Genomic DNA, 25809 nt, shown 5'->3' on the forward strand with positions numbered 1-25809 from the left:
GAAGCCGTATTGATTTTCTATTTCTTCCTTTCGTTCGTGAAAACGCCGGACGATATCCAGCGAGAGAAGGTGTTGAAATTGACGGAGTTCACGCTCGTCGCGCCCATCGAGGAGCAGGTCCGGCGCACTCCGGACGCGACGGCCCTGGTCTTCGGCACCGAGACACTGACGTACGCCGAGTTCAACGCCCGCGCCAACCGGCTGGCCCACCAGCTGACCGCGCTCGGCGTGCGCCCCGGCGCCCCGGTCGCCGTGGCCGTGCCGCGCTCCCTGGAGCTGCTGGTCACCCTGGTCGCCGTGGTGAAGGCGGGCGGCGCCTATCTGCCGCTGGACCCCGACTACCCGGCCGACCGGCTCGCCTACATGCTGGAGCACACGGGCCCGGCCTGCGTGGTCGCGGACACCGCGGGGCGGGTGCCGGTGCCGGCGGGCGTCCCGGTGGTCGTGCTCGACGAGGACGGGGACGCCGTGGCGGCCCGCCCGGCCACCGACCCGGCCGCGGCGATCACCCCCGGCCACCCGGCGTACATCATCTTCACCTCGGGCTCCACCGGCCGCCCCAAGGGCGTCGTCGTCCCGCACTCGGCGATCGACAACCGGCTGCGGTGGATGCAGGCCGAGTACCCGCTCACCGCCGCCGACCGGGTGCTGCAGAAGACCCCGTCCGGATTCGACGTGTCCGTGTGGGAGTTCTTCTGGGCGCTGCGCGAAGGGGCGGCGATCGTCGTCGCGGAGCCCGGCGGCCACCAGGACCCGGTGTATCTGGCCCGGACGATCCGCGAACAGGCCGTGACCACCTGCCACTTCGTGCCGTCGATGCTCCAGGTGTTCCTCGCCGAGCCGGAGGCCGCAGGCCGCACCGGACTGCGGCGGGTGTTCTGCTCCGGCGAGGCCCTGCCGCGCGAGACCGTACGGGAGTTCGGGCGGCTGCTGCCGGGCGTGGAGCTGCACAACCTGTACGGGCCGACCGAGGCCGCCGTGGACGTGACGTACCACCCCTGCGACACCGGCGCCGACGGTCCCGTACCGATCGGGAAGGCCGTGTGGAACACCCGGCTGTACGTCCTCGACGCCGGGCTGCGGCCCGTCCCGGCAGGCGAGTCCGGGGAGCTGTATCTCGCGGGCGTCCAGCTGGCCACCGCCTACCTGGGGCGGCCCGAGATCACCGCCGACCGGTTCCTGGCCGACCCGTTCGGGCCGGCGGGGGAGCGGATGTACCGCACCGGCGACCTCGCCCGGTGGACGGCGGACGGCGAGGTCGAGTACCTCGGCCGCACCGACCACCAGATCAAGCTGCGCGGGCTGCGCATCGAGCTGGGCGAGATCGAGTCGGTGCTGCTGGCCCACCCCGCCGTACGGCAGGCCGCGGTCGTCGCCCACGAGGGCCGCCACCTGGTCGCCTACCTGGTGGCGGACGGCGTCGAGGCCGCCGAGCTGCGGGCCTCGGCCGCCGGACGGCTGCCCGAGTTCATGGTCCCGTCCGCCTTCGTGTTCCTGGACGCGCTGCCGCTGTCGCCCAACGGCAAGCTCGACCGCAAGGCACTGCCCGCGCCCGTCTTCGACGGCGGGGAGTACCGGGAGCCGCAGGGCGAGCGGGAGCGGATCCTCGCCGAGGTGTACGCCGAGGTGCTGGGCCTGGACCGGGTCGGCGCCGACGACGACTTCCTCACCGTCGGCGGTGACTCGCTCCGCTCGCTCAAGGTGATCGCGCTGGCCCGCGCCCGGGGCCTGGAGCTCACCCAGCGGCAGGTGCTCACCCACCGGACCGTGGCCCGGCTCGCCCCGCACGCGGGCACGGCCGCACCGGCACCGTCGTACGAGGAGGTGTCGGGGCCGCTGGTGTCGCTGAGCGACGAGGACCTGGCGGCCTTCCGTGAGCGCCACCCGGGTCTGTCGGACGTCTGGCCGCTGACGCCGATGCAGTCCGGGATGCTGTTCGAGTCGATGCTCAGCGACAGCGGCCACGACACCTACCGGATGCAGTCGGTGTTCACGTTCGCCGGCCGCGTCGACCCCGCCCGGATGCGGGCCGCCGGACAGGCCCTGCTCGACCGGCACTCCGCGCTGCGGGCGGCCTTCGCCCCCGACGCGTCCGGCGATCTGGTCCAGCTGGTGGTGGACGGCGTCGAACTGCCCTGGCGGGAGCTGGACCTCAGGACCCTGGTGCCCGAGGACCGGGACACGGCCCTCGAACGCCTCCTCGCCGAGGACCGGACCGAGCCCTTCGACCTGGCCGCCCCGCCGCTGCTGCGGATGACCCTCGTCCGGCAGGGCGCCGAGCAGGCCGCCCTCGTCCTCACCCTGCACCACGCCCTGCTCGACGGCTGGTCCGAGCCGGTCCTCGCACAGGACCTGCTTCGTCTGTACGCGGCCGGGGGCGACCCCGCGGCCGTCCCGCCGGTCCGCGGCTTCCGTGACCATCTCGCCTGGCTGGCCCGGCAGGACGAGCCGGGCGCGGCCCGCGCCTGGGCCGCCGAACTGGCCGGTGTGGACCGGCCCACCCTGCTCGGCGGCACGGCGGTCGCCCGCGACGAACTGTCCGGCTCCGAGGCCGCCACGGCGTACGTGCCGCTCACCGACGAGGACGCCGAACGGCTCGTACGGCGGGCCGCCGCCCTGGGCGTCACCCTCGGCACCCTCGTCCAGGGCGCCTGGGCCGTCACCCTCGGCCGGCTCACCGGACGCGACGACGTGCTGTTCGGCGCCACCGTCTCCGGCCGGCCGCCGGGGCTGCCCGGGGTCGAGTCGATGGTCGGGCTGTTCATCAACACCCTGCCGGTACGGGTGAGTCGCGGCTCCGAGGACACGCTCGGCACGCTCCTGACCGGCCTCCAGGAGCGGCAGACCGCGCTGCTCGACCACCACCACCAGTCCCTGAGCGGTCTGTACGAGGCCACCGGTCTGGGCGCCCTCTTCGACACCCTCCTCGTCCACCAGGCGTTCCCCGTCGACGAGTCCGGCCTCGCCGAGGCCTCCGACGCCGCCCGGCTCACCCTCACCGGGACACGCTCGCTCGGCGGCTCCAACTACCCGCTGACCCTGATCGCGGAGGGAGGGGCGGGGGACCGGCCGCGGCTGACGTTCCAGTACCTGCCGGCCGTCTTCGACGAGGACACCGCCGGGCGGATCGCCACCGGCCTGGGCACGGTCCTGCGGGCGCTGGCCGAGGACCCGGACCGTCCGGTGGGCTCCCTGGATCTGGGCGCGCCGATCGTCACCGAGGCCGGGAGCCCGGCGGAGAGCCCGGCGGACCCGGTCGCGGCGGAGGCGACGGCACCCACCACGGACGCCGCCCCCCTCACCCCGCAACAGCAGGCCCTGTGCGCCCTGTTCGGGGACGTCCTCGGCGTCGAGGCCGACCGGATCGGCGTCCACGACAACTTCTTCAACCTGGGCGTCACCTCGCTGCTGGCCACCCGGCTCAAGAGCCGTATCCGCAAGCAGCTCGGCGCCGAGGTCTCCATCAAGACGATCTTCTCCAGCCCCACGGTCGCCCAGCTCGCCGACCACCTCGCCGCCGCCCCCGCCTCACCCGGAGCCACCGGTTCCGCCGGTTCCCCCGCGTCCAGCCCGAGCAGGCCCCGTCTGCGCAGAATGAACAAGGAGTAGTCCGAAGTGATCCCGTTGTCGTTTGCCCAGCGTCGGCTCTGGTTCATCGACCGCTTCGAGGGCCCCTCTGCCACCTACAACGTGCCCCTCGCCCTGCACCTCACGGGCGAGCCGGACACCCGCGCGCTGACCGCCTCGATCCGCGATGTGATCGGCCGCCACGAAAGCCTGCGCACGATCCTCTACGACGAGGACGGCGTTCCCTACCAGCGAATACTTCCGCCGGAGGAGATCCGGCCCGACATCCCCGTGGTGGACGTCGAGCCCGGCCGGCTCTCCGAGGCGATCGCCGAGGCCGTCTCCTACACCTTCGACCTCTACACCGAGATCCCGGTCCGCGCCCGGATCCTGCGCCAGGCCCCCGACCGGCACGTCCTGCTGCTGCTCTTCCACCACATCGCCGCCGACGGCGAGTCGGGCGCCCCGCTGCTGCGGGACCTCGGCCTCGCCTACACCGCGCGCCGCGCGGGCCGGGCGCCGGAGTTCCCCGAACTGCCCGTGCAGTACGCCGACTACGCGCTCTGGCAGCGCGAGCTGCTCGGCGACGAGAAGGACCCCGACAGCCTGGTGTCCCGGCAGCTCGCCCACTGGGAGGGCGAACTCGCGGGCCTGGCGCAGCCGTTGCAGCTGCCCGTCGACCGCACCCGCCCCTCGGTGGCCAGCCATCGCGGTGACACCGTCGAGTTCACGCTGGAGCCCGAACTCCTCGCCCAGGTCGAGGAGCTGGCGACCGAGCGCGGGCTGAGCGTGTCGATGGTGCTCCAGTCCGTCCTCGCGGTCCTGCTCCAGCAGCTCGGCGGCGGTGACGACATCCCGATCGGCTCCCCGATCGCCGGCCGGGGCGACGAGGACCTCGCGGACCTGGTCGGCTTCTTCGTCAACACCTGGGTGCTGCGTGTCCGCCTCGACGGCAACCCGGCCTTCGAGGACGTCCTCGAACAGGTCCGCGAGCGGGCGCTGAACGCCTACGACAACCAGGACGCCCCCTTCGAGATGCTGGTGGACCGGCTCAGCCCCGAGCGCTCCACCGCCTACAACCCGCTGTTCCAGGTGCTGTTCGCCTGGCAGAACATCACCCGGCCCGAGCTGGACCTGCCCGGCCTCGAAGCCCGCCTCGACTTCGAGCAGCTGGACACCAAGACCTCCAAGTTCGACCTGGAGTTCAACATCGCCCGGCACCACGACGGGCAGGGCGCGCGCGGCACCATCGAGTACGCCCTCGACCTGTTCGACCGGTCCACCGCCGAGTCGATCGGCGCCCGCTTCGTGCGCGTCCTGCGGCAGCTGATGGCGGACCCGGCGCTGCCCGTCGGCGCCGTCGACACCCTGGACCCGGCCGAACGCCGGAGCCTCCTCGTCGACATGAACGCCACCGCCGAGCCGGTCCCGGCCCTCACCCTGGCCCGGCTGGTCGAGGAACAGGCCGCCCTCGCCCCCGACGCCGAGGCGGTCGTGCACGAGGGCACCTCCCTGACGTACGGCGAACTCGACGCCCGCGCCAACCAGTTGGCCCATGTCCTCACCGAGCGGGGGGTGGGACCCGAGACGGTCGTCGCGGTGGCCCTGCCCCGCACCCTCGACCTGCCCGTCGCGCTGCTCGCGGTGCTGAAGGCGGGCGGCGCCTATCTGCCGATCGACCCCAAGTACCCGAGCCACCGCCTGGAGTACATCCTCGGCGAGGCCCGCCCGCAGCTGATCCTGACGGACTCCGACACGGTCGCCGTCCTGCCGGACACGGACGCCCCGAAGCTGTACCTCGACACGCTCGACCTCACCGGCAGCCCGACGGAGACCCCCGACGCGGGCACCCACCCGCACAACCTCGCGTACGTCATGTACACCTCGGGCTCCACCGGCACCCCCAAGGGCGTCGCGCTGACCCACCACACCCTCGTCAACGGCGTGCTCCAGCTCGCCGAGACCGTCGACCTGGGCAAGGACTCACGGACCCTCGCGGGCACCTCCGTCAACTTCGACGTCTCGGTGTTCGAGATCTTCACCACGCTCACCCACGGCGGCACCGTCGAACTCGTCCGGGACGTCCTCGTCCTCGGCGAGCGCGCGGCCCGGGGCGAGGGCTGGACCGGCAGCCTCATCAGCACCGTCCCGTCCGTCTTCGCCGAACTGATGGACCAGATCGCGGGCACGACGACCGTCGACACCCTCGTCTTCGCCGGCGAGGCCCTGTCCTCCACGCTGGCCGCCCGCGTCCGCGAGGCGTTCCCGGGGGTCCGGGTCGTCAACGCGTACGGCCAGACCGAGAGCTTCTACGCCACCGCGTTCGCCATCGACGACAGCCGCCGCTGGCACGGCGAGGGCAGCGCGCCCATCGGCACCCCGCTGGGCAACATGCGCGTCTACGTCCTCGGCCCCGGCCTCACCCCCGTACCGCGGGGCGTGGCGGGCGAGCTGTACGTCGCCGGCCAGGTGGCCCGCGGCTACCACGGCCGCGCCGAGCTGACCGCCGACCGTTTCGTGGCCGACCCGTACGGGCCCCCCGGGTCCCGGATGTACCGCACCGGCGACCTCGCGCGCTGGAACGCCGAAGGCCGCCTGGAGTACCTCGGCCGGGGCGACAACCAGGTCAAGGTGCGCGGCTTCCGGATCGAGCCCGGCGAGGTCGAGGCCGCGCTCACCGCCCACCCCGGCATCGCGCAGGCCGCCGTCGTGGCCCGCAGCCACGGCACCACCAAGCAGCTCGTCGGCTACGTCGTGCCCGCCTACAGCAGCGACTCCGCGAGCACCGACCTCCGGGCGGGCGTCGAGACGGCCGAGCTGCGCGCCTTCGTGGCCCGGCGGCTGCCCGACTTCATGGTCCCCTCCGCCTTCGTCGTCCTCGACCGCCTCCCGCTCGCCCCCAACGGCAAACTCGACCGCAAGGCGCTGCCCGAACCGGAGTTCACCGGAGGGGAGTACCGGGCGCCCGGCAACGAACGCGAGCGCGTCCTCGCCGAGGTGTACGCCGAGGTGCTGGGCCTCGAACGGGTCGGTGTCGACGACGACTTCTTCGCGGTCGGCGGCGACTCCATCCGCTCCATCCAGGTCGTCTCCCGCGCCCGCACCCAGGGCGTCGAGGTCACCCCCCGGCAGATCTTCGAACACCGCACGGCGGCGGAACTGGCGTCCGTCGTCACCGAACAGACCTCGGCCACGGTCGCCCTGGAGGAGTACGAGGGCGGCGGCACCGGAGAGTTCCCGCTGCTGCCGATCGCCGAGTACATGCTCGAACTCGGCGGCTCCCACGACCGCTTCTCCATGGCCGTCCTCGCCGAACTGCCCGTCGGCATCGACCGCGCCGGGCTCGTCGCCACCCTGAACGCCGTCCTCGACCGGCACGACGTGCTCCGCGCCCGCCTCGACGGCCACCGCCTCTCCGTCCCCGCGCCGGGCTCGGTGGACGCCGGCACGCTGCTGCGCCGGGTCGGACACGACGGCCCGTGGGACGAGACCTGCGACGCCCGCGTGGCCGCCGAACTCGACGCCGCGACCGGCAGGCTGGACCCGGCCGCCGGGATCATGGCCCAGTTCGTGTGGTTCGACCCGGCCGACTCCGGGACCCCCGGACGGCTCGTCCTCGCCCTGCACCACCTGGTCGTCGACGGTGTCTCCTGGCGCATCCTGCTCCCCGACCTCGCCGCCGCCTGGCAGCAGGTCCGCGACACGGGACGCGCGAGGCTGCCGGCCACGGGCACCTCCGTACGCCGCTGGACGCACGCCCTGATCGAGGAGGCGAACTCGCCCGAGCGGCAGGCCGAGCTGGGCCTGTGGAAGCGCGTCCTCGACGGCCCCGACCCGCTCCTCGGCCGCCGCCCCCTGGACCCGGCCGTCGACACCCGGGGCTCCCTGGACTTCGTCCGCGTACAACTCCCCGCCGACACCACCGAGGCCCTGCTCACCAGGGTCCCGGCCGCGTTCCACGGCGGCGTCAACGACGGCCTCCTCGCCGCCCTCGCCCTCGCCGTCGCCAAGTGGCGGCGCGCACGCGGCGTCTACGAGCCCTCGACCCTCCTCAAGCTGGAGGGCCACGGCCGCGAACAGGACGCCGTCCCCGGCGCCGACCTCTCCACCACGGTCGGCTGGTTCACCAGCCTGTTCCCGGTCCGCCTCGACGTGGCCGGCATCGACCTGGACGAGGCCTTCAGGGGAGGCCCGGCGGCAGGCAGCGCGGTCAAGGCCGTCAAGGAACAACTGCTCGCCATCCCGGACAAGGGGTTGGGCTACGGCTTGCTGCGTTACCTCAACGAGGAGACAAGGGCTGAGCTGGCGCCCCATCAGGGGCGCGGGGAACTGCGCGACCAGCCACGGACAACCCGCACCCAACAGACGGCGGGCCAGATCGGTTTCAACTACCTCGGCCGCTTCTCCACAGCCGACATGCCCGAAACCCTAAGAGGCCTCGGCTTCACCCAACTCTCCGAACTCTCCGCCCCCCTGGACGCCGACATGCCCGCCATGTCCGCTCTGGAGATCAACTCCCTCGTCATCGACACCGAAGAGGGCGCCCAACTGGACGCCAGCATCGGCTTCCCCGCGACCCTCTTCGCCAAGGAGGACGTGGAGGAACTGGTCACCCTCTGGTTCGCGGCCCTGACGGCGCTGGCCGACCACGTGACCGGGTCGGAGGCGGGCGGCCTCACCCCCTCCGACCTCCCCCTCGTCCAGGTCACCCAGCAGGACATCGAACTCTGGGAGCGGACCTACCCCGGCCTCGCCGACGTCTGGCCGCTCACCGCGCTCCAGTCCGGTCTGCTGTTCCACACGATGCTGAACGACGGCTCCTGGGACGCCTACCAGATGCAGATGTCGTTCCACGTCACCGGAGACGTCGACGCGGACCGTATGCGCACGGCGGGCCAGGCGCTGCTGGACCGGCACCCGAACCTGCGGGCCGCGTTCGTCACCGACTCCTCCGGCCGTCAGGTCCAGGCCGTCATCGACGGCGTGGAACTCCCCTGGCGGGAGATCGACCTGACCCACCTCCCCGAGACGGAACGGGAGGCGTCCTTCGAGCGCTTCCTCACCGAGGACCACGCGGCGGCCTTCGACCCGGCCGTCCCGCCGATGCTGCGCATGACCCTGGTCCGGATGACCGGCGAGACCTCCGAGCTGGTCCTCACCGCCAACCACGTCCTCTTCGACGGCTGGTCCTTCCCCCATCTGATGAAGGACCTCCTCCACCTGTACGGCTCCGGCGGCGACCCCGCCGTCCTGCCGAGGGTCCGCGGCTTCAAGGACTTCCTCGGCTGGCTCGCCCGCCAGGACCACGAGGCGTCCGAGCGGGCCTGGGCACGGGAGCTGGAGGGCGTCGACGAGCCCACCCTGCTGGTGCGCGGCGGGGCCCCGGCCTCCGGCAGCCACGGCATCGGCTCGGTCGACGTCCCGCTGCCGCTCGACGAGGTCCGCGCGCTCACCCGGCGCGCCGCCGAACTGGGCGTCACCGTCAACACCCTGGTGCAGGGCGCGTGGGCGGTCCTCCTCGGCCGGCTCACCGGACGGCAGGACGTCGTCTTCGGCGCGACCGTCTCCGGCCGGCCCCACGCGGTCCCGGACGTCGACTCGATGGTCGGCCTCTTCATCAACACCCTGCCGGTGCGCGTCGAGTACGCCCCCGGCGACTCCCTCGCCGAGGTGCTGACCCGGCTCCAGCGGCGGCAGGCCGTGCTGCTCGACCACCACCACCGGGGCCTGGGCGAGATCCAGCGGACCACCGGCCTCAGCACCCTCTTCGACACCCTGGTCGTCTTCGAGTCCTACCCCGTGGACCGGGCCGGTCTCGACGAGGCCAACGCGGCGGCCGGGATCGCCTTCACCACCATCCGCCCCTCCACGGGCACCCACTACCCGCTGACCGTGATGGCGGACGCGGACCCGCATCTGCGTCTTGCCCTGCAGTTCCAGGAGCACGTCCTCGACCGGGCGGACGTCGAGGCGTTCGCGGCCCGACTCGCCCTCGTCCTGCGGCAGTTGGCGGACGACCCGACGCTGCCGATCGGCCTGGTCGACCTTCTGGAACCGGCCGAGCACCGACGGCTGCTGGAGCTGAGCGGCACCACCGCGCCCACCCCGGGGACCCCGGTCACCCGGCTCTTCGAGCAGCGGGCCGCCGCCGCCCCGGACGCGGTCGCGCTCCTCTTCGAGGGCGCGCGCATGACGTACGAGCGGCTCGACGCCCGCGCCAACCGGCTGGCCCGGGTCCTCGTGGACCGGGGCGTCGGCCCGGAGACGGTCGTCGCCGTCTCCCTGCCGCGCTCGCCCGACCTGGCGGTCGCCCTGCTGGCCGTACTGAAGGCGGGCGGCGCCTATCTGCCGATCGACCCCAAGTACCCGAGCCACCGCCTGGGCCACATCCTCGGCGAGGCCCGCCCGACCCTGGTGCTGACCGACTCCGCGACGGCCGCCGTGCTGCCGGAGACGGGCGCGCCGACGCTGTACGTCGACGGACTCGACCTCACAACCGGGCCCGCGACGGCCCCCGCCGTCACCGTCCACCCGGGGAACCTCGCCTATGTGATGTACACCTCGGGCTCCTCCGGCACCCCCAAGGGCGTCGCGATCACCCACTGCGCGCTGGCCAACGGCGTCCACGGGCTCGCCGACCGCCTGGGCGTCCGGGCGGGCTCGAAGGTGCTGGCCGGTACCTCGATCAACTTCGACGTCTCCGCGTTCGAGCTGTTCACCACGCTCGCCCACGGCGGCACGGCGGAGATCGTCCGGGACGTCCTGGTCCTCGGCGAGCGCGACCACTGGAACGGCGCGGTCATCAGCACCGTCCCGTCCGCCTTCGCGGAGCTCCTCGACCAGATCGCCGACCGCACGGCCGTGGAGACGGTCGTCTTCGCCGGCGAGGCCCTGCCGTCGGCCCTGGTCACCCGGGTCCGCGAGGCCTTGCCCGGTGTCCGCGTGGTCAACGCCTACGGGCAGACGGAGAGCTTCTACGCGACCACGTTCGACGCGGCCGGCTGGGACGGCACGGGCAGCGCGCCCGTCGGCACCCCGCTGCCCAACATGCGGGCGTACGTGCTCGGTTCGGGCCTCACGCCCGTCCCGCCGGGCGCGGTGGGGGAGCTGTACGTCGCCGGGCACCTGGCCCGCGGCTACCGGGGCCGCCCGGACCTGACCGCCGACCGCTTCGTGGCCGACCCGTTCGGCGAGCCCGGCTCCCGCATGTACCGCACGGGCGACCTGGCCCGCTGGAACGCCGACGGGCAGATCGAGTACGTCGGCCGCGGTGACGTCCAGGTCAAGGTGCGCGGCTTCCGGATCGAGCCCGGCGAGGTCGAGGCCGCCCTCGCCGCCCACCCGGCGGTCGGCCAGACCGCGGTGATCGCCCGCGAGGGGCGCGGCACCAACGCCGGCAAGGTGCTCGTGGCGTACGTCGTGCCCGCCTCCGGGGTGAGCACGGACGAGCTGGACACCGAGGAACTGGCGGACTTCGCGGCCCGCGCCCTGCCCGAGTTCATGGTCCCGGCCGCCCATGTGGTCCTCGACCGGCTTCCGCTGATGCCGAACGGCAAGCTCGACCGGGCCGCGCTGCCCGCCCCCGAGTTCGCCGGGGTGCCCTACCGGGCGCCGCGCACCAAGCGGGAGGAGATCCTCGCCCGGCTGTACGGGGAGGTCCTCGGGGTGCACGAGGTCGGCATCGACGACAACTTCTTCGACCTGGGCGGCCACTCGCTGCTCGCCACCCGGCTGATCAGCCGCATCCGCACCGAACTGCGGGTGGAGATCCCGATCAAGGTGGTCTTCGGCCACCCGACGGTCGCCGAACTCACCGCCCGGCTCTCCTCCGGCGACACCGTCCGCACCCCCCTGCGACGGGTCCGCACCCGCCCCGAGCGGCTGCCGCTGTCGTTCGCCCAGCGCCGGCTGTGGTTCATCGACCGCTTCGAGGGCCCCTCGGCGACGTACAACATCCCGATGGCGCTGCGGCTCACCGGCGATCTGGACACCGAGGCGCTGGCCGAGGCGATCCGGGACGTGGTGACCCGGCACGAGAGCCTGCGGACCGTGTACCGGGCGGCCGAGGACGGGACGGCGTACCAAGTCGTCCTGGAACCGGGCGAGTTCACCCTGCCCGTGCCGGTCGTGGAGGTGGCGCCGGACGAGGTGCCGGCCGCGGTGGAACGCGCGGCGGGCCACCACTTCGACCTGGCCGCCGACATCCCCGTCCGCGCCGGAGTGCTGCGCTGCGGGCCGGGCGAGCACATCCTGACCCTGCTCATCCACCACATCGCCGGCGACGGCGAGTCCATGGCCCCGCTGATCCGGGACATCTCCACCGCCTACGCGGCCCGCCGTGAGGGCCTGGCGCCGGAGTTCCCCGAACTCCCGGTCCAGTACGCCGACTACACGCTCTGGCAGCGCGACCTGCTCGGCGACGCCACCGACCCGGACAGCCCGCTCGCCGCCCAGTCGGCGTACTGGCGACGGGAGCTGGCCGCCGTACCGCAGCCGCTGCGGCTGCCCGTCGACCGGCCGCGCCCGCCGAAGGCGAGCTACCGGGGCGAGATGCTGGACTTCTCCATCGACGACGACCTGCTCGTCGCCGTCGAGAGGCTGGCCCGCGAGCACGACGTGACCGTGTCCATGATCATGCAGTCGGTGCTGGCCGTGCTGCTGCACCAGCTCGGCGGCGGCGACGACATCCCGATCGGCTCCCCGATCGCCGGCCGCACCGACGAGGCCCTCGCCGACCAGGTCGGGTTCTTCGTCAACACCTGGGTGCTGCGCGCCGAACTGTCCGCCGACCCCACCTTCGAGGAACTGATCGCCCAGGTCCGCGACAAGGCCCTGGCCGCCTACGCCAACCAGGACGCTCCCTTCGAGCGACTGGTGGAACTGCTCAACCCCGAGCGGTCCACGGCCTACCACCCGCTGTTCCAGGTCATGTTCGCCTGGCAGAACTTCGCGCAGGCCGACTTCGACCTGCCGGGCCTGGCCGTCTCCTACGTCCCGACACCCACCGGCACCGCCAAGTTCGACCTGTTCTTCAACCTCACCGAGGTGACGGGCCCGGCCGGACGCGAGGTCGAGGGCCTCCTGGAGTTCGCCACCGACCTCTTCGACCGCGCGACGGCCGAACGGATCGCCGACCGCTTCGTCCGGGTGCTGCGCCAGCTCGTCGCCGCCCCGGCGGCCCGCGTCGGCGCGGTCGACCTCCTCGACGAGACCGAGCGCGACCAGGTCCTGCACCGCCTCAACGACACCGCCGAGCCGACCCCGCAGGTCACGCTCACCGAACTCGTCGAGAAGCAGGTCGCGGCCACCCCGGACGCGGTCGCGATCGTCTCCGGCGACACGACCCTCGCGTACTGGGAGCTGAACGCCCGCGCCAACCGGCTCGCCCGCGAGCTGGCCGCCCACGGCGTCGGCCCCGAGACCCTGGTCGCGGTGTCCCTGCCGCGCACCGCCGAACTGCCGGTCGCCCTGCTCGCCGTCCTGAAGGCGGGCGGCGCCTACCTCCCCATCGACCCCAAGTACCCGAGCCACCGCCTCGACCACATCCTCACGGAGGCCGCCCCGACCCTCGTCCTGACCGACTCCGAGACGGTCTCCGTCCTCCCGGACACGGACGTCCCGAAGCTCTACGTCGACGGCCTGGACCTCACGGACCGCTCGCCCGACAACCTGCCGGTCACCGCCCGCCCGCAGAACCTGGCGTACGTCATGTACACCTCGGGCTCGACCGGCACCCCCAAGGGCGTCTCCCTCAGCCACCACACCGTCGTCAACGGCGTCCTCCGCCTCGTCCCGAGGACCGGCGTCCGCAAGGGCTCCCGCATCCTCGCGGGCACCTCGGTCAACTTCGACGTCTCGGTGTTCGAGCTGTTCACCACGTTGAGCGTCGGCGGCAGCGCCGAGATCGTCCGGGACGTCCTCGTCCTCGGCGAACGCGACACCTGGAACGGCACGATGATCTCCACCGTGCCGTCGGCCTTCACCGAACTCCTCGACCAGCTCGCCGACCGGCTCACCGTGGAGACCGTCGTCTTCGCCGGCGAGGCCCTGCCCACCACCCTGGTGGACCGGATGCGCGAGCGGATCCCGGGCGTCCGCGTCATCAACGCCTACGGCCAGACCGAGTCGTTCTACGCCACCACCTTCACCGCCGACGGCTCCGGCGGCGGCACCGGCAGCGCCCCCGTCGGCACCCCGCTCGGCAACATGCGGGCGTACGTCCTCGGCCCCGGCTTCGGTCCGGCCCCCGTCGGCGTCACCGGCGAGCTGTACATCGCCGGAGACATCGCCCGCGGCTACCGGGGCCGCCCGGACCTGACCGCCGAGCGGTTCGTGGCCGACCCGTTCGGCCCGCCCGGCTCCCGGATGTACCGCACCGGCGACCTGGCCCGCTGGAACGCCGACGGACAGCTGGAGTACGCCGGCCGGGCCGACTCCCAGGTCAAGGTGCGGGGCTTCCGCATCGAACCCGGCGAGGTCGAGGCCGCGATCACCGCGCACCCCGGCGTCGACCGCGCGGCCGTCGTCGTACGCGAGCACGGCAACAGCAAGCAACTCGTCGGCTACGTCGTCCCGGTGGACGCCGGTTCCGGCCCCGGCGGCGGCCAGGGCCTCGGGGACACCGACTTCGACCTGACCGCCGGGCTCACCACCCGCGACCTGCGCTCCTTCGTCGCCGAGCGGCTGCCGGAGTTCATGGTCCCGGCCGCCTTCGTGGTCATCGAGCGGCTGCCGCTCGCCCCGAACGGCAAGCTCGACACCAGGGCCCTGCCCGAACCGGAGTTCACCGGCGGGGAGTACCGGGCGCCCGCGACCGCCGAGGAGGAGATCCTCGTCGGCGTGTACGCCGACGTCCTGGGCCACGCCCGCGTCGGGGTCGACGACGACTTCTTCGCCGTCGGCGGCGACTCCATCCGCTCCATCCAGGTCGTCACCCGGGCCCGCGCCCAGGGCGTCGAGGTCACCCCGCGCGAGATCTTCGAACACCGCACGGTCGCCGAACTCGCCCGGGTCGCCCGCACCACCGGCACCGCCGAACTCCTGGAGGAGTTCGAGGGCGGCGGCACGGGCACCCTGCCGCTGCTCCCGGTCGCCCGGTACATGCTGGAACTCGGCGGCGACTTCGACCGCTTCTCCATGTCCCTCCCCCTGGAACTGCCCCTCGGCATCGACCGGGCCGGCCTCGTCGCCACCCTGGACGCGGTGTTCGACCGGCACGACCTGCTCAGGTCACGGCTGACCGGGGAGAGCCTGGAGGTCGGCCCCACCGGGTCCGTCGACACGGCCTCGCTGATCCGCCGCATCGCGTGCGACGGGACCTGGGACGAGGAGTGGCTGCGCACCGCGGCCGGTGAACTCGACGAGGCCACCGGCCGGTTGAACCCGGCCGCCGGGACCATGGCCCAGTTCGTCTGGTTCGACCCCGCCGACCCGGCGACCCCCGGCCGCCTTCTCATCGCCCTGCACCACCTCGTCGTCGACGGCGTCTCCTGGCGCATCCTGCTCCCCGACCTCGCCGAGGCCTGGCAGCAGGTGCGGACGAACGGCACGGCGGAACTCCCGCCGGTCGGCACCTCCGTACGCCGCTGGACGCACGCGCTGATCGAGGAGGCGAACTCGCCGGAGCGCACGGCCGAGCTGGAGCTGTGGCGAGGCGTCCTCGACGGCCCCGACCCCGACCTGGGCGCACGCCCCCTGGACCCGGCGGTCGACACCCGCTCCACCCTCGACCACCTCTCCGTCCGCCTCCCGGTCGCGGTCACCGAGGCCCTGCTGACGAAGGTCCCGGCCGCGTTCCACGGCGGCGTCAACGACGGCCTCCTCGCCGCCCTCGCCCTCGCCGTCGCCAAGTGGCGCCGGGGCCGGGGCCTGGACGAACCGTCCACCCTGGTCCGTCTCGAAGGCCACGGCCGCGAACAGGACATCGTCCCCGGCGCGGACCTCTCCACCACGGTCGGCTGGTTCACCAGCATGTACCCGGTCCGCCTGGACACGACCGGCTTCGACCTGGACGAGGCGTTCGAGGGAGGCGAGGCGACGGGCGGAGTGCTCAAGGCCGTCAAGGAGCAACTGCTGTCGATCCCGGACAAGGGTCTGGGTTACGGCTTGCTGCGTTACCTGAACGAGGAAGCAAGGGCTGAGCTGGCCGCACCGACCACCTCGGCCGGCCAGATCGGCTTCAACTACCTCGGCCGTTTCTCCGCAGCGGACATGCCCGAAGAACTCCGCGGCCTCGGCTGGACCCAACTCCCGGCCGGAGGCCTCACCGCAGACCTCGGCGACATGCCCGCCATGACCACCCTGGAGATCAACTCCGCGGTGCTGGACACCGAACTCGGCGCCCAACTGGACGCCAACGTCGGCTTCCCCGCGGGCATCCTCACCCCCTCCGAGGTCCAGGACCTCATGGACCTCTGGTCGGACGCCCTGCACGCGATCACCGCCCATGTCACCGAGCACCCGGAAGCCGGCGGCCTCACCCCCTCCGACCTCCCCCTCGTGGACGTGACCCAGCAGGACATCGAACAGTGGGAGCGGACCCACCCCGGCCTCACCGACGTCTGGCCGCTCACCGCACTCCAGTCCGGCCTGCTCTTCCAGTCCCTCCTGGACGACGGCGCCGCCCACGACGCCTACCAGATGCAGATCGCGTTCCATGTCTCCGGCCGCGTCGACCCGGAGCGGATGCGGGCCGCGGGCCAGGCCCTCCTGGACCGCCACCCGAACCTGCGGGTCGCGTTCGTGACGGACTCGTCCGGACAGCAGGTCCAGGCGGTCGTGGACGGGGTGCCGCTGCCCTGGCGGGAGACCGACCTGCGCGACCTCCCCGAGGCCGAGCGGGAGGCGGCCTTCGAACGGTTCCTCGCCGAGGACCACACCGCCCACTTCGACCCGGCCACCCCGCCCCTGCTGCGGCTGTCGCTGGTCCGGATGACCGACGACCGCTCCGAACTGGTCCTCACCGCCCACCATGTGCTGTTCGACGGCTGGTCCTTCCCGATCCTCATGCAGGACCTGCTCCACCTGTACGGCTCGGCCGGCGACCCGTCCGTCCTGCCCCGCACCCGCGGCTTCAAGGACTTCCTCACCTGGCTGTCCCGGCAGGACGAGACCGAGACCGCCCGCGCCTGGGCGGCGGAGCTGGACGGCGTCACCGAACCCACCCTCCTCGCCCCGCACACGGCGGACGCCGCCGCCACTGGCGTCGGCCAGCTCGACATCCGGCTCCCGCTGGACGAGGCCCGCGCCCTCAACCGCCGCGCCGCCGAACTCGGCGTCACCGTCAACACGCTCGTCCAGGGCGCCTGGGCGGTGCTGCTGAGCCGGTCCACGAACCGTCAGGACGTCGTCTTCGGCGCGACCGTCTCCGGCCGGCCGCCGACGGTGACGGACGTCGACTCGATGGTCGGCCTGTTCATCAACACCCTGCCCGTACGGGTCGAACACGGCCCCGGCGACACCCTCGCCGACCTGCTCACCGGCCTTCAGCGCCGCCAGGCCGCGCTGCTGGACCACCATCACCACGGGCTCAGCGAGATCCACCGCACCACCGGTCTGAGCACCCTCTTCGACACCCTCGTCGTCTTCGAGTCCTTCCCCGTCGACAAGGAGGGCATCGACTCCGCCAACAGCGCGGCCGGGATCGCCTTCACCGGCATCCGCCCGTTCTCCGGCACGCACTACCCGCTGACGGTGATGGCCGCCGCCGACCCGCACCTCCAACTGGTCCTCCAGTACCAGCAGGGCGTCTTCGACCGCGAGACGGTCGAGGCGCTGGGCGGCCGGCTCGTCCGTGTCCTGCGGCAGATCGCCGCCGACCCGTCGGTGCCGGTCGGCCGTCTGGACCTGCTCGAACCGGCCGAGCACGAGCGGCTCACCGGGCTGAGCGGCACGGCCGCGGACACCCCCGCGACCACCGTCCACGCCCTGGTCGAGCGCCAGGCGGCCCGCACCCCGGACGCGCCCGCCGTCGAGGACGGCGACACGGCGCTGACGTACGGCGGGCTGAACGCGGCGGCCAACCGGCTCGCCCGGGAACTCGTCGCCCACGGTGTCGGCCCGGAGACGGTCGTCGCGGTGGCCCTGCCCCGCACCGCCGGACTGGCGGTCGCCCTGCTGGCCGTGCTGAAGGCGGGCGGCGCCTATCTGCCGATCGACCCGAGGTACCCGAGCCACCGCCTGGACCACATCCTCGGCGAGGCCCGGCCCCAACTGGTCCTCACCGACTCCGCGACCCTCTCCGTCCTGCCCCCGACGACCGTCCCGAAGCTGTACGTCGACGAGCTGGTCCTGCCGGCCGACGCCACCGACCTCGGCCGCCCGGCAGGCCCGGAGAACCTCGCCTACGTGATGTACACCTCCGGCTCCACGGGCACCCCGAAGGGCGTCGCCATCACCCACGCCAACGTGGTCAACGGCGTGCTGCGGCTGGCCGGTCCGGTGGGCATGGCCCCCGGCCGCCGGATGCTGGCCGGTACCTCGGTCAACTTCGACGTCTCGGTGTTCGAGCTGTTCACCACCCTCGCCCACGGCGGCACCGTCGAGATCGTCCGCGACGTGCTCGCGCTGGGCGAGCGGGACACCTGGCAGGGCTCGGTCATCAGCACGGTCCCGTCGGTCTTCGCCGAACTCGTCGACCAGCTGGCCGGTACGACCTCCGTGGACACCCTCGTCTTCGCCGGCGAGGCCCTCACCTCCGGCCTCCTGCGCCGGGTGCGGGAGGCGTTCCCGGGAGTGCGCGTGGTCAACGCCTACGGCCAGACGGAGAGCTTCTACGCGACCGTCGCCCCGGTGGGGGAGCCCTCGGAGTCCACGGGCAACGCCCCGATCGGCGCCCCCCTGCCCAACATGCGGGCGTACGTGCTCGGTTCGGGTCTCACACCCGTCCCGCCGGGCGCGGTGGGGGAGTTGTACGTCGCCGGGAGCATCGCCCGCGGCTACCGGGGGCGGCCCGACCTGACCGCCGACCGCTTCGTCGCCGACCCGTTCGGCGAGCCCGGCTCCCGGATGTACCGCACGGGCGACCTGGCCCGCTGGAACGAGGGCGGGCAGCTGGAGTACGCCGGCCGCGGCGACGTCCAGGTCAAGGTGCGCGGCTTCCGTGTGGAGCCGGGCGAGGTGGAGGCGGCCCTGACGGCCCACCCGGCCGTCGACCGGGCGGCGGTCGTCGCCCGGCCCCACGGCGACGACAAACGCCTCGTCGCCTACGTGGTGGCCGCGCCCGGCGCCGAACCCGACACCGAGGAACTGTCCGCGTACACCGCCGGGCGGCTCCCGGAGTTCATGGTCCCCGCGGCCTTCGTGCACCTCGACCGGCTGCCCCTCGCCCCGAACGGCAAACTCGACCACCGGGCGCTGCCCGAACCCGAGTTCACCGGCGAGGCCTACCGGGCGCCCCGCACGGCCCGGGAGGAGACCCTGGCGGCCCTCTTCGCGGAGGTGCTCGGCCTGGAGAAGGTCGGCGTCGACGACGACTTCTTCGCGCTCGGCGGCCACTCGCTGCTCGCGGCCAGGCTCGTCAGCCGCGTCCGCCGGGAAGTGGATCCGGCGCTGCCCATGCGGGCGGTGTTCCAGGCGCCCACGGTGGCGAGGCTCGCCGCGTACGGCACCCGGACCGTACGGGAGGACACCGACCCGTTCGCCCGAGTCCTGACCATCAAGGCCGACGGGGACCGCGAACCCCTGTGGTTCGTCCACCTCACCGGCGGACTCGCCTGGCCCTATCTGTCCTTCGCGGCCCACCTCCCCGCCGACCGGCCGGCGTACGGCATCCAGTCGCCCGCGTGGTCCGCGCCGGCGGACGGGAATTCCGGGCACCCCGGGAACTCCGTGAACTCCGGGAGTTCCGTACTGCCGAATTCACTGGAATCCCTGGTGACGGAATACGTGACGGAGATAGTCTCTTCGCAGAAGGAAGGGCCGTATCACCTCATCGGCTGGTCCTTCGGCGGAGCGGTCGTCCACGCGATGGCCGCGGAACTCCGGCACAGGGGACATGAAGTCGCCCTTCTCGGCCTGCTCGACGCGGCCCCGGGCGGTCATTTCGCGAACGACCCGGATCTCGAACTGTCCCAGGTGCGCGAACTCCTCGGTGAATTCGGCGGGGCGGACCAGGAAGACCTCCTGGAGAAGTCGTCCGCCTACGTGGTCCACCACGTCGAACTGCTGAAGAGGCACACCCCGCCGGTCTACGACGGCGACGTCCTCTTCTTCAACGCGACGCTGAACCCCGAGGCGCCCTACACGGACCAGTGGACGCCGTACGTCACCGGCGAGCTGACGGCGTACGACGTACACAGCACCCACCACGAGATGTGCCTTCCGGCGCACGCCGCCGGAATGGCGGAAGTCATCGGCCACAAGCTCGACGAGCTCGACAAGGCCCGGGACGGCAAACCGTCCTGACCCCGTCGCGGGGCCTCCACCCACCGGCCCCGCGAACCCGTCCCCGGGGCGAACCCACAAGGAATGCCCCGGGGGCGGAAAAACCCACCGAAGAGCCCTTCCGAAGCGCCTTTCCGAAGCGCCGAGAATTGGTAGGTCCGAATGTTCGTTCCCGATCCGTACCGGGAGCCGGACGGCTCGTGGATGACCGAGCTGATCCGCCTCAACCCCTTCGCCCTGCTGGTCTCCAACGGCCCCGCCGACGCCGACCCGTACGCCACCCACCTCCCCGTGCTCCGGGACCCGGAGTGGACCGGCGAGTGGACCGAGACCCTGGCCGGCGGCCGGCTCATCGGCCACATGAACCGGGAGAACCCGCACTGGACGGCCCTGGAGACCGGCACCCCGGTCCTCATCACCTTCACCGGCCCGCACGCCTATGTCTCGCCCACGGTGTACGACATCACCCCCGCCGCACCCACCTGGGACTTCACCTCCGTCCATGTCCACGGCGTCTTCCACAAGATCGAGGCCGCGGCGCCCGGCGAGGACTCGCTGGAGGTCTGCAAGGACACCGTGAAGGCGTACGAGCGTGACTTCGGCGCCGCCAGGGCCTGGGACATGTCCCGCTCCATCGACTACTTCGCGACGATCCTGCCCGCGGTGGGCGCCTTCCGCGTCGAGATCACCGGCGCCGAGGGCATGTTCAAGCTCAGCCAGGAGCAGGACGAGGAGATCCGCGACCGGGTCCGCGAGGACTTCGCCCTGCGCGACTCCACCCAGTACCGCGAGACGGCCGGCCTGATGGACCGCATGGAGAAGACCGGCACGATCAAGGGCTGCCCGGTCCACCACTGAGCCCGGCTCGTGTCCCCTGAGTTCAACTGTCCGACCGCCACCGTCGTTGACGCCCCAAAAAGACGCAACGTACCTTTCCAGCACACCACTTGCGGGAGAATTCATGGAAGCTCACACCGAAGCTTACGAGGTCGTGGGAATAGGATTCGGGCCGTCCAACCTGTCGCTCGCCATCGCCCTGGAGGAGCAGCGCGGAAAGGACGAGAACCCGCTCACCGCGGCCTTCTTCGAGAAGCAGCCCTCCCTCGGCTGGCACCGCAACATGCTGCTGCCCGACACAAAGATGCAGATCTCCTTCCTGAAGGACCTGGCGACCTTCCGCAACCCGGCCTCCCAGTGGAGTTTCATCGCCTATCTGCACGCCGCCGGCCGCCTCGCCCAGTTCGTGAACAACCAGGACTTCTTCCCCACCCGGAACGAATTCCACGACTATCTCGACTGGGCCGAATCGAGTTTCTCGGACCGGGTCACCTACAACAGCGAGGTGAGCGCGGTCCACCTTCCCGAGGGGTACACCGGCGGCCCCGTCGACACCGTGCGCGTCGAGGTGAAGGACAACGGCCCGCGCGGCGGCACCCGTCTCGTCGAGGCCCGCAACCTGGTCGTCTCCACCGGCCTGGTCCCCACGATGCCCACCGGCATCGACCGCGGCGCCCGCGTCTGGCACAGCTCCGAGTTCCTCGGCCGGTTCAACACCCTCGACAAGGACCGCGTCCGCCGGTTCGCCGTCGTCGGCGCCGGCCAGAGCGCCGCCGAGATCACCCGGTACGTCTACGACACCGTCCCGCACGCCGAGGTCTACGCGATCATGCCGTCGTACGGCTACTCGATCGCCGACGACACCCCCTACGCCAACCGCATCTTCGACGCCGACGCGGTCGACGACTACTACGGAGGCACCGACCGCACCCGGGAGTCGTTCTGGCGCTACCACCGCAACACCAACTACGGCGTCGCCGACGACGAGGTCATCCGCGACCTCTACCAGCGCGCGTACGACGACGAGGTCGCCCGGATCAAGCGCCTCCACCTGCTCAACCTCTCCCGGGTCCGGACCGTCGAACAGACCGCCGACGGGGCCCGGCTCACCATGCACTCCGTGCGGGACGACTCCACGTACGGCCTCGACGTCGACGCGATCGTCTTCGCCACGGGCTACGACGCCATGGACCCGACGCCGCTGCTGGGCGACCTGGCCCGGTACTGCCTGCGCGACGAGCAGGGCCGGCTCCGGGTCGAACGCGACTACCGCCTCGTCACCTCGCCGGAGCTCGGCGTCGGCATCTACCTCCAGGGCGGCACCGAGCACACCCACGGCCTCGCCTCCGCGCTGCTGTCCAACATCGCCATCCGCAGCGGTGAGATAGCCGACGCCATCGCGATGGACCTGGCGGCACGACAGCACGCCCCGGCGGGCTCCGGCATCGCCTGACCGGCCAACCAGTCCACATCCAAAGGGAGTTGAACCCGACATGAGCACCAACCCGTTCGACGACGCCAACGGCACGTTCCACGTCCTCGTCAACGACGAGGAGCAGCACTCGCTGTGGCCGGCCTTCGCCCCGGTCCCGGCGGGCTGGCGGGCGGTGTTCGGCGAGGCGGGCCGGCCGGAGTGCCTGGAGTACATCGAGCGGCACTGGACCGACCTGCGACCCAAGAGCCTCCGCGAGGCCATGGCCGCCGTATGAGCCCCCGCCGCGAGGGCGTCCTTCCCCGCCCTCGCGCGGTGCCGCGCCGCCGGACCCCCCTCCGGCCGGCGGCGCGGCACCGCGGGGAGCGCACCGCCACCCGGCGCCGGTATCTGATGTGCCAGCCGTATCCGTTCGACGCGGTGGAGGCCGACCGGCCCTGGACCGACCGGACCTCCGCGCCCCTGACCTCCCGGCGGGCCCTGATGCAGTGGGGCCGCCTCTACAGCCTCTATCTCTCCCTGGGCCACGACGTCCGCCTGATCGGACCGCTGCCCGGACTGCCGGACGCGGTCCGCGCGGCGGCGACCGCGACGGTGGTCGACGGGCGGGTGCTGGGGGCGCGGCGGGGCGGCCCGGCGGGGGAGCCGGCGTATCTGGACTGGTTCCGCGCCCAGGGCTTCACCGAGGTGCGGGGCGCGGTGTACGCCAACGAGGGGGCGCGGGACCATCTGGCCACCACGCGCTGGCTGCTCGCCGGGCGCCCGCTGGGCAGCCCGCCCGAGGCCCACCGTGAGGCGCTGGACTACTTCCGGCGGCCCCTGATCAGCCTGGAGCTGGCCGACTCCCGCTTCGGCCGTCTCGACACCGCGCTGTCCGTCCTGGACGGCGACGAGATCATGTACTGCCCGGACGCGTTCTCCGAGGTCAGCCGCGATGTCCTGGCCGGTCTCTTCCCCGACGCGCTGCTCGTCGACGAGGCCGACGCGGTGGGGCTGAACGCGGTGAGCGACGGCCTCCACGTGATCCTGCCGGAGGCGGCGGCCGGAGTCATGGACCAGCTCCGTGACCGGGGCTTCCGCCCCATCGGCCTCGACCTCTCGGAACTGGTGCGGGACGACGGCGGCATCAGATCCTGCACGCTGGAGCTGGGACCGGGCGCCTCATAGCTCGGGCCTGCGGGTTCGTCGGCGACCGCGGCCCGGTGGGGCTTCTCGCGCAGTTCCCCGCGCCCCTGAAAAGCAGGGGCTGCGCCCCATGCTTTTCCCCCGCCCACCCCTCGCCTTCCAGACGCGCCCGGCCGTGGTCTTTCAGGCCCGCAGGGCCTGGTCTTTCAGGGGCGCGGGGAACTGCGCGAGAAGCCCCACCGGACCCGCACCCGCCGACGCACCTGATCGCCCCCGAGGGCCGCGCAGCCCACAAGCCGCGCGGCCCTCTACTCATGTCCCCCCACAAACCCGAACAGTTGAACGCGATAGGAAACATACCGCTGTCCCGGTATGTTTCAAGCCATCCGGTCGCGGCCCGGCCGTCGGCGGACACCACGTCCCATGGATGGAGACACCATGTCGCAGGAAGTCCTCAGCCTGACCTCGAAGTTCGTCAGCACCCCCGGCGGCTTCACCGCCCTGCGCGAGCAGGCCCCCCTCGTCCGCGTCACCCTCCCGGACGTGGAGACCCCGGTCTGGCTGGTCACCCGCTACGCGGACGCCAAGGCCGCCCTCACCGACCCCAGGTTCGTGCGGGACAGCGCCAAACTCCCCGGCCAGGACGGTCCGAGCATCGCCGACCAGATGATCGAGGCGTACGGGCTGCCCGCGGAGTACCGCGACTACCTCGGCATCCTCGTGCTCGCCGACGGCGACGACCACACCCGGATGCGCACCCTGATCACCCGCGCCTTCACGGCCCGCCGGATCAACGCCCTGCGCCCGAAGATCGAGAAGATCACCGCGGACCTGTACGCGGAGATGGCCGCCCGGGGCGAGTCCGACCTGCTGGAGAACCTCAGCCACCCCCTGGCCGGCTTCGGGGTGTGCGAACTGATCGGGGTGGACGCGGCCGACCAGCCGCAGATCTGCGCCTGGATCCGCGACTACATCTCCGGCGACCCGGAGCGCTTCATCCCGGCCCTCAAGGGCATGGTCGAGCACTGCAAGCGGCTCATCGAGGAGCGCACGGCCGCGCCCTCGGACGACCTGATCTCCGAGCTGATCCGGGTGAGCCAGGAGGAGGGCGACTTCGGCGAGACCGAGATCGTCGCCGTCTTCCTGCTGCTGATCAACACGGGCATCATGCCGCCCGCCCACTTCATCGCCGACGCGATCCTCGCCCTGCTCGACCACCCCGACCAGCTCGCCCGGCTGCGCGAGGAGCCCGAGCTGCTGGCCGGCCGCGCGGTCCCCGAACTCCTGCGCTTCACCACGCCCGTGCCGATCGGCGCCCCCCTGTACGCCACCGAGGACATGGAGTTCGCCGGGATGCCGGTCCGCCGGGGCGAGGCGGTCACGACCGCGCTGCTCGGCGTCAACCACGACCCGCAGGAGTTCCCGGACGGCGCCGACAAGCTCGACATCGGCCGTGAACTCGGGCGCGGGGTGGGCCACATGGCCTTCGGTCACGGCCCGCACTTCTGCATCGGCGCCGCCCTCGCCCGGCTCCAGGCCGAGGTGGTCCTCGACACCCTGTTCGTCCGCAACGACGGTCTGACCCTCGCCGTGGACCGCGAGGCCCTGGAGTACGTGGCCATGCCGGGCGACGGCATCCACCTGGTCTCCCTGCCGGTACGCCTCTGAGCGCGCCGGGCCCGCCCCCGCGATCCCCGCTCTCCCCGTCCCCCTCCTCCCCTCCCGCGCGGTCAACTCTGGACTGGACACCCGCCCTTGGACGATCCTTGACGGACAGTCGTGGGGGCCGGGTTCACCTCCCTCGGACCTTCCCGTATCTCCCGTACCCCTTGCGCATCCCGATCGACGGCCCGCCCGGAGCGGGCCGTTCGGTCATGTACGGGCTTCCCGGGGCGGTACCCGGCTCGTCCACCCAGACCCGAGAGGAGACGAGCCATGGCCGACGCGGTGCTGCCCGACCCGGTCCTGATCGTGCTGCTGGGCGCGGCCGGCAGCGGCAAGAACACGCTCACCGGAGCCTGGCCGCCGAGCGCGGTGCTGGAACTGGACGAGTTCCGGGAGCGGATCTGCGACGACCCGGTCGACCAGGACGCGACCGGCGAGGCCGTCCATGTCCTGGGGGAGGTGCTGGAGGCGCGGCTGGCCCGCCGGCTGACCACGGTCGTCGACGCGGACGCCCCCGACCGCGCGGTGCGGGCGAAACTGCTCGACATCGCGGGCCGGCACCGCGTCCCGGCCGCCGCGCTCATCCTGACCACCCCGCTGGAGACCTGTCTGGAGCGCAACGCCCGGCGCCCGCCGGAACGCCGCGTCCCCGACGAGGTCGTACGCCTCCAGTACGCGGAGACGGTCGACGCGACCCCCGATCTCCCCGCGGAGGGGTTCGGGTATGTGGAGGCGGTCTACGGGGGGCCGTTGCGGCTGGTGGGCTGAGCCACCCGGTGAACGGGGACGGGAGCGGGGCG

General features: G+C 72.5%; 7 protein-coding genes and 1 pseudogene. All 8 read left to right on the top strand.

All coding sequences use genetic code 11. The features are described from left to right. Positions 1-84: 84 nt before the first annotated feature. A pseudogene (locus tag J8M51_RS45690) lies at positions 85-3609 on the top strand (amino acid adenylation domain-containing protein); the annotation flags it as partial. A gap of 6 nt (positions 3610-3615) precedes the next feature. Further along, positions 3616-19971 carry a non-ribosomal peptide synthetase gene (locus J8M51_RS45695; RefSeq protein ID WP_086755830.1) on the top strand — a complete coding sequence of 5452 codons (16356 nt, stop codon included), beginning with the start codon at positions 3616-3618 and terminating at the stop codon, positions 19969-19971. Between the two features lie 141 nt (positions 19972-20112). Further along, positions 20113-20808: an FMN-binding negative transcriptional regulator gene (locus J8M51_RS45700; RefSeq protein ID WP_086755831.1), complete on the top strand. Its 696-nt coding sequence runs from the start codon at positions 20113-20115 to the stop codon at positions 20806-20808. A gap of 103 nt (positions 20809-20911) precedes the next feature. Then, positions 20912-22240 (top strand): lysine N(6)-hydroxylase/L-ornithine N(5)-oxygenase family protein, encoded by a 1329-nt coding sequence (locus J8M51_RS45705; RefSeq protein ID WP_086755832.1) that lies wholly within the window; start codon positions 20912-20914, stop codon positions 22238-22240. A 40-nt stretch (positions 22241-22280) separates the two neighbouring features. Continuing rightward, positions 22281-22496, top strand: a complete 216-nt coding sequence (locus tag J8M51_RS45710) for an MbtH family protein (RefSeq protein WP_086755833.1) — start codon at positions 22281-22283, stop codon at positions 22494-22496. A gap of 116 nt (positions 22497-22612) precedes the next feature. Further along, positions 22613-23386: a dimethylarginine dimethylaminohydrolase family protein gene (locus J8M51_RS45715; protein ID WP_398858221.1), complete on the top strand. Its 774-nt coding sequence runs from the start codon at positions 22613-22615 to the stop codon at positions 23384-23386. 396 nt (positions 23387-23782) lie between these two features. Then, on the top strand, positions 23783-25012 hold the full coding sequence (locus tag J8M51_RS45720) for a cytochrome P450 family protein (protein ID WP_179203456.1): 1230 nt from the start codon (positions 23783-23785) through the stop codon (positions 25010-25012). 267 nt (positions 25013-25279) lie between these two features. Further along, positions 25280-25777, top strand: coding sequence for an AAA family ATPase (locus J8M51_RS45725; RefSeq protein ID WP_086753923.1), 498 nt, complete (start codon positions 25280-25282; stop codon positions 25775-25777). Positions 25778-25809 lie beyond the last annotated feature (32 nt).

Source organism: Streptomyces griseiscabiei (genome assembly GCF_020010925.1).
GTDB classification, from domain to species: domain Bacteria; phylum Actinomycetota; class Actinomycetes; order Streptomycetales; family Streptomycetaceae; genus Streptomyces; species Streptomyces griseiscabiei.

Coding starts and splice junctions, on each gene's coding strand:
- J8M51_RS45700 (WP_086755831.1), top strand. CDS start 20,113: ATGTTCGTTCCCGATCCGTACCGGGAGCCGGACGGCTCGTGGATGACC.
- J8M51_RS45705 (WP_086755832.1), top strand. CDS start 20,912: ATGGAAGCTCACACCGAAGCTTACGAGGTCGTGGGAATAGGATTCGGG.
- J8M51_RS45710 (WP_086755833.1), top strand. CDS start 22,281: ATGAGCACCAACCCGTTCGACGACGCCAACGGCACGTTCCACGTCCTC.
- J8M51_RS45715 (WP_398858221.1), top strand. CDS start 22,613: ATGTGCCAGCCGTATCCGTTCGACGCGGTGGAGGCCGACCGGCCCTGG.
- J8M51_RS45720 (WP_179203456.1), top strand. CDS start 23,783: ATGTCGCAGGAAGTCCTCAGCCTGACCTCGAAGTTCGTCAGCACCCCC.
- J8M51_RS45725 (WP_086753923.1), top strand. CDS start 25,280: ATGGCCGACGCGGTGCTGCCCGACCCGGTCCTGATCGTGCTGCTGGGC.